This window comes from Ornithinimicrobium sp., assembly GCF_030537745.1.
Taxonomy (GTDB): Bacteria; Actinomycetota; Actinomycetes; order Actinomycetales; family Dermatophilaceae; genus Ornithinicoccus.
This window is the reverse complement of record NZ_JAUNVI010000010.1, coordinates 54215-60170: the sequence shown is the minus strand read 5'-3', so window position 1 is coordinate 60170 and position 5956 is coordinate 54215. Positions and strand designations below refer to the sequence as shown.

Annotated in this window: 7 protein-coding genes; 6 read left to right on the top strand and 1 reads right to left on the bottom strand. The window is 68.0% G+C overall.

From position 1 onward, the window contains the following. Positions 1 to 251 precede the first annotated feature (251 nt). A complete protein-coding gene (locus Q4P07_RS04100) occupies positions 252 to 668 on the bottom strand; it encodes a DUF302 domain-containing protein (RefSeq protein WP_303373625.1) in 417 nt (138 codons plus the stop codon). Between the two features lie 130 nt (positions 669 to 798). Between Q4P07_RS04100 and ric the strand changes: the two genes are divergently transcribed. The 6 genes from ric to Q4P07_RS04070 all read left to right on the top strand — a co-directional run. Beyond that, positions 799 to 1503: an iron-sulfur cluster repair di-iron protein gene (gene ric / locus Q4P07_RS04095; RefSeq protein WP_303373624.1), complete on the top strand. Its 705-nt coding sequence runs from the start codon at positions 799 to 801 to the stop codon at positions 1501 to 1503. Between the two features lie 71 nt (positions 1504 to 1574). Next, positions 1575 to 2015: an RpiB/LacA/LacB family sugar-phosphate isomerase gene (locus tag Q4P07_RS04090; RefSeq protein ID WP_303373623.1), complete on the top strand. Its 441-nt coding sequence runs from the start codon at positions 1575 to 1577 to the stop codon at positions 2013 to 2015. Between the two features lie 40 nt (positions 2016 to 2055). Next, complete coding sequence (locus Q4P07_RS04085; RefSeq protein WP_303373622.1) at positions 2056 to 2868, top strand: LamB/YcsF family protein; 813 nt, start codon at positions 2056 to 2058, stop codon at positions 2866 to 2868. A gap of 12 nt (positions 2869 to 2880) precedes the next feature. Beyond that, the gene (locus Q4P07_RS04080; RefSeq protein WP_303373621.1) at positions 2881 to 3486 is read left to right on the top strand and encodes an allophanate hydrolase subunit 1; all 606 of its coding nucleotides are present in this window, start codon (positions 2881 to 2883) and stop codon (positions 3484 to 3486) included. Then, complete coding sequence (locus Q4P07_RS04075; RefSeq protein ID WP_303373620.1) at positions 3483 to 4331, top strand: biotin-dependent carboxyltransferase family protein; 849 nt, start codon at positions 3483 to 3485, stop codon at positions 4329 to 4331. Before Q4P07_RS04080 ends, Q4P07_RS04075 begins: the two co-directional genes overlap by 4 nt. Before the next feature lie 231 nt (positions 4332 to 4562). Beyond that, positions 4563 to 5956, top strand: a 1394-nt coding sequence (locus tag Q4P07_RS04070) for an acyl-CoA dehydrogenase family protein (RefSeq protein ID WP_303373619.1), incomplete at its 3' end; no start/stop codon positions are given.

The window sequence follows — 5956 nt, the reverse complement described above, 5'->3', positions numbered from 1 at the left end:
GGGAGGGTATCAACAGCCCACATGCACGAAGACACATCTGTGGCGTGGGTGGAGGACTACTGGTGCACGCACACCCTGGGTGGTCAGTCGATGCCGGAACCGTGGGCGAGTATCAACTGGAGCTCGGCAGGGGGGAAGACCGGGGGTGGACGTCGTCCGCTGAGGACACGGGGGTTGAGCTTCGCGAGCAGTGGGCACGGGCCGTCGACCGGTCGCGGGCAGTCGTTGATGGCTAGTGAACCGAGCTGCCCTCAGACGGAAGCGGCAGCGATGGCGTCGAGGGCGCGCGTGATGCGCTCCTTGGCGTCCTTAGCGACCTCGGCCAGCGTCTCACCCGAGGCGATCTGGGTCATGAAGTCGGGGTTCATCGCCTCGACCACGGTGCGGCCAGCATCGTCCACCCGGACGACGACGTTGCAGGGCAGGAAGACCCCGATGGACGGCTCGGCCAGCACGGCAGCGTAGGCCAACGGCGGTCGGCACGCGCCCAGGATGACCTGGGGCGGCATGTCGGCTCCGATCTTGGCCTTTAGCGTGGCTGCGAGGTCGATCTCGGACAGTATGCCGAAACCCTCGTCTGCCAGGCGCTCCCGGGTGGCCTGCAGTGCGGCGTCGAAGGAAAGGTCGGTTGTGACAGTGATCGCGTGTTCCATCGCGGTGCTCCTCATCTCTGGTTGGGGGCTCCTCGGGCGGCGCCCCATGCGGTCAACTATTGATTCATCATACCCCCCAGGGTATTCACAGACGACTGGCGGGACCGTCTATGGGGCATTGACACTGAGACGTAGCATCGGAGGTATGACCGTAGACATCAGTGCCAGCCTGGGTGATCTCGTTACCGAGGATCCCCGCCGCAGCCGGGTCCTCGAGAAGTTGGGGATCGACTATTGCTGCAACGGTCACCGCTCGCTCGCCGACGCGACGATCGAGGCCGGTCTCAACCTCACTGAGGTCACGGACGCGCTGAGCATCCCTGACCCGCCCCCCGCCCAAGAAGGCCAGGGGTCTCGGGAGAACGCGACCCTCGCTCACGACATCGTCGACACCCACCACGCCTACATGTGGGAGGAGATGCCGCGCCTGCAGGCCCTCGTCGAGAAGGTCCACACCGTCCACGGCGACCGGCATCCCGAGCTCGCTCAAGTGCACACGACGTTCACCGAGGCGGTGACGGCGCTGGACCCGCATATGACCACCGAGGAACGAGTGCTCTTCCCCGCGATCAGCAAACTCGAGAAGACGCAGGCGTCGCCCACGTCCGGATCGTTCGCCCCCACGATCGAGCAACTGCGCGCCGAGCATGATGAGGTCGGCCGACTCTTCAAGGAGATCCGCAGCCTCACCGGCGGGTATGCCGTGCCGGAAGACGGGTGCAACTCCTACCGCATGATGATGACCGGCCTGCAGGAGATGGAGCTCGATCTGCACGAGCACATCCACAAGGAGAACAACATCCTCTTTCCGCGCGCACTTGACCTCGAAAAGCAGATCGCTGACTCCTGATCGGCGACACGACCGTCGACAGCAGCACGCAGGTATGTCGAAGATTCACCCACCAACGAGGAGGACCAGACATGCGGATCGTGATCGGTGCGCCAGGCAACGGAGCCGCGCTGAAGGACGAGTTGAAAGCCCAACTCGAGTCGGACGATCGGGTCAGCGAGGTTGTCGACCTGTCGACGGCAGACATCACCTACCCGGACGTCTCCATCCAGGCGGCGCAGGCCATCCTCGACGGCAAGGCTGACCGGGGGATCCTCATCTGCGGGACGGGCATCGGCACCGCGATCGCGGCGAACAAGGTCAAGGGCATGCGTGCCGCGACTGCTCACGACCTCGTGACGATCCGCGGTTCCGTCGAGAACTACGACGCCCAGATCCTGTGCATGGGGCAGAACGTGATCGCTCCCATCGCGGCGAAGGCTCTGATCGATGTGTGGCTGGACCTTCATCACGACCCGGCAAGCAGTTACGGCCCGAAGCTTGAGGAGATCGGCGCCTACGAGGCGCGCTGACCGCACGCCGCCATCGACATCACCGGATGAAGAGGCCACCATGCCCGTAGATCTCAACTCCGACCTCGGCGAGGGCTACCGCGAGGATCAGCCCGACGAGCCTGATGGCAGTCACTCCGACAAGCATGGCCCCGGGACCCTCGGCGAGGACGATGCGCTGCTGGCCGTCGTGACCAGCGCCAACATCGCCTGCGGCTTCCACGCAGGCGACGCCTCGATCATGCGGCACGTCACCGCCCAGGCGGTCAGCAACGGGGTGGCCATCGGCGCGCACGTTGCCTATCGCGACATGGCTGGGTTCGGGCGCCGTTTCATCGACATGGAGCCGGCCACCCTGCAGGCCGAAGTGATGTATCAGATCGGCGCGCTCGCGGGCCTGGCCCGGCTGGCCGGCGGCACGGTCTCCTACGTCAAACCCCACGGGGGTCTCTACAACGCGATCGTGCACCACGAGGCCCAGGCGGCGGCCGTGGTCGCGGCGGTCGCGGCATACGACCCTTCGCTGGTGCTGATGGGCCTGCCGGACTCCGCTGTCCTGCGCCTTGCGGACGCCCAGGGCTTGCGGACCGTGCGGGAGGCCTTCGCCGACCGCGCCTACACACCCGTTGGCACCCTGGTCCCGCGCACCGAGGCTGGGGCGGTGCTCCACGATGCGGCCCAGATTGCGCAACGGTGCCTCGCGATGGCCACCGGTGAGCCGATCGCCGACATCAATGGCGACCCGTTGGTCCTGCGACCGGACTCGATCTGCGTGCATGGAGACACCCCCGGCGCGCTCGGGATCGCCCGGGCGGTCCGCGCCGCGCTGGAGGGAGCCGGCATCGAGCTCACGCCATTCGCGCGGGCAGAGTGAGGCGAGTCAACGATGCGGATCCTGCCCAGTGGGACGACGGGGCTGCTACTCGAGTTCGACTCCCTGGACGAGGTGCTGGGGCAGTATGCAGCGCTGCAGCAGCAGGACCTGCCGGTCCTGGACCTGGTGCCTGCCGGACGCACGATCCTGGTGGTCGGCGACCGCGGCACCGATCTGCGTTCCCTGGCCTGCCGGCTGGAGGCCGTGGCGCCGGTCGAGCACCTGGCGCACGCCGGAACCCCCGTCGAGATCCCGGTGCAGTATGACGGCACCGACCTCGCGGATGCGGCTGACCTGCTGGGGTGTTCCTGTGATGAGCTGGTGCGCCGGCACCGAGAGGAGGAGTGGACGGTGGCCTTCTGCGGGTTCGCCCCCGGCTTCGGCTATCTGACCGGGGCCCGCTTCGCCTGGGACGTGCCGCGCAGGTCGAGCCCGAGGACCAAGGTCCCGGCACGCTCCCTCGCCCTTGCCGGTGCGTTCACCGGCGTCTATCCGCGGGAGTCGCCCGGCGGCTGGCAGCTGATCGGGCACTCCCTGGTGGACGTCTTCGACCTGGACCGCGACCCGGCTGCCCTGCTCGTGCCGGGCGCCCGGGTGAGCTTCGTGGAGTCCTCATGACGACGTTGACCGTGCACGAGTCCGGGGCCCTGACCACGGTGCAGGATTTCGGCCGTCGGGGAATGAGCGCGTTGGGCATCGGGCGGTCCGGAGCCTGTGACCGGGGCGCGCACCGGCTCGCCAACGCCCTGGTCGGAAACCACCCGACGTTTGCCACCCTCGAGGTGACCCTGGGTGGCCTCATGCTGGAAGCGGACGGCGACGTGGTGATCGCGACCGCGGGCGCGCGCTGCCCCGGCGCGCCGCACCTGGCACCGTTTCGGCTGGCCGCTGGTGAACGGCTCCGTCTGGGCTTGCCGATCGCTGGCCTGCGCACCTACCTCGCGGTCCGGGGCGGTATCGATGTGGAGCCCGTCCTCGGCAGCCGGTCGACCGACATACTCTCCGGGCTCGGACCGAAGGTCCTGTCCGCTGGCGACTCGGTGTCAGTCGGCACCACTTCGCGGCCGACGCCCGGCGTGGACGTGGCCCCGGTCTCGGAGCCGACCAACGAGCTGATGGCGTTGCAGGTGGGGTTCGGACCGCGGCGGGACTGGTTCAGTGTTCACACTTGGGCGCTCTTCACCTCACAGGCCTATACGGTCGATAGCCAATCCAACCGCGTCGGCGTGCGACTCTCCGGTGAGCCCCTGCCCAGGCTGCAGGACGGCGAACTGACCAGCGAGGGGATGTTGCGCGGCGCAATCCAGGTGCCGCCCTCCGGACTGCCGGTGCTGTTCCTGGCTGACCACCCAGTGACCGGCGGCTATCCGGTCATCGCCTACGTCGACGACCAGGATGTGGACCGCTGCGGGCAGCTAAGACCGGGTCAGCAGGTGCGCTTCATTATGAACTCCCGTGGATAGATCGCGCTGCCTTGACGCTGCTTGACGTGGGGTCGTGGTACACCTCCCGTGCGTGGGCTTGGCAGATTGGGGCGCGGGTCCACGAGCACCCGGTATGCCGCCCCTCCCCTGTCTCTGTAGGTCAGCGGTCTGGACTGCGCATCCTCAGCTAACTTACGGTAACGTAACCGTAGGTTAGGTGAGCCTAGGGGGCTTGACGACGACAGGAGAGACCCACACATGGTGGTACAGATGCAGCGCCGCAGGACGGACACGTCCACGGCGCCGAGCGCGGGCATACGTCCGGATCCCACGGGAGATGACGCAGCGGGGGCCGACGACGCGGGACGGCTGGTCGAGCGCTTCAGCGCCGTCCTGACGCGCACCTTCGGGCATCGGGCCGATCTCGACGTGATCGGGCAGGAGCGGGGGCTGCCGCCGTTCGTCATGCGTGACGTGCTCGAGGCGGAACCCATGCGGGCGTTCCTGCCGACCCGCTTCGGCGGGTTCGGTGACAGCTTGGCACCCAGCCAGGCGGTGATGGAGACCGCCGCCTACCACTCGCTCGCGCTCGGCCTGACCATGGGCATCAGCGGAGGACTCTTCGCCCAGCCCGTCGCGAAGTACGCCAACCCCGAGGTCGCGCGGCGAGTCCTGCCGCGCCTGGCCTCCGGCGGCAGCCTGGGCGGCCTGATGATCACCGAGCCCGGCCACGGGACTGACGCGCTGTCGATGAGGACCGCCTGGCGGCGCGAAGGTGAGCAGTACCGGGTGGTGGGGACCAAGCACTGGGCCGGCCTGTCCGGCTGGGCCGACTACTGGCTGGTCATGGCCCGCCCCGGCAAGGAGGGTGGCGATCTGGGCAACGGCATCGACCTGTTCGTCTGCGAGCAGGACGACCCTGACCAGCAGATCAAGCTCGTGGAGAAGTACCCGTCCCTCGGGCTCTACGGGATCCCATACGGTCGGAACGAGGTCGACGTGCGGGTGCCCCTCTCCCACCGCCTCGAGGGCGACCGGGGTGGCTTGCGGCTGATGATGGACCTGCTGCACCGGTCGCGGTCCAGCTTCGCCGGCAACGCGGTCGGCTTCATCCACCGGATGGTCGACGAGGCGGTCGAGCACTGCACCGAGCGCGTGGTCTCCGGCCGGAGGCTGCTGGACTACGACCAGGTCCGGGCGCGCATCGCCCGGCTTCAGGGCCAGTGGGCCTGCGCCAGCGCCCTCAGCCTGTGGAGCTCGGAGAACGCGGGACTGTCGACCGACCTGTCACGGGCAGGACAGGCCGCCAGTTCGATCAAGACGGTGGCCTCGGACTACCTCCAAGAATCGGCGCAGTCGCTGCTGCAGCTGGTCGGCGCCAAGGGATACGCCCTCGACCACGTCGCCGGCAGAGCGGTCGTCGACTCGCGCCCGTTCCAGATCTTCGAGGGCTCCAACGATGTCCTGTATGCGCAGATGGGTGCCAAGGTCGCCGACCAGGTGCGTCGGGTCGGCAGTTCCAACCTGCGCGAGCTGCTGTCCCGGGACGCGACGACGGCGGCCGGCGCCGACCTCGCCGGCGCACAGCTGAAGATCGACGTCGACGAGCGACCCGCGCAGCGTCGGCTGGTCGAGATCGGCGCGATCGCCAGCCGGGTCTTCAC

Coding starts and splice junctions, on each gene's coding strand:
- Q4P07_RS04085 (WP_303373622.1), top strand. CDS start 2,056: ATGCCCGTAGATCTCAACTCCGACCTCGGCGAGGGCTACCGCGAGGAT.
- ric (WP_303373624.1), top strand. CDS start 799: ATGACCGTAGACATCAGTGCCAGCCTGGGTGATCTCGTTACCGAGGAT.
- Q4P07_RS04090 (WP_303373623.1), top strand. CDS start 1,575: ATGCGGATCGTGATCGGTGCGCCAGGCAACGGAGCCGCGCTGAAGGAC.
- Q4P07_RS04080 (WP_303373621.1), top strand. CDS start 2,881: ATGCGGATCCTGCCCAGTGGGACGACGGGGCTGCTACTCGAGTTCGAC.
- Q4P07_RS04075 (WP_303373620.1), top strand. CDS start 3,483: ATGACGACGTTGACCGTGCACGAGTCCGGGGCCCTGACCACGGTGCAG.
- Q4P07_RS04100 (WP_303373625.1), bottom strand. CDS start 668: ATGAGGAGCACCGCGATGGAACACGCGATCACTGTCACAACCGACCTT.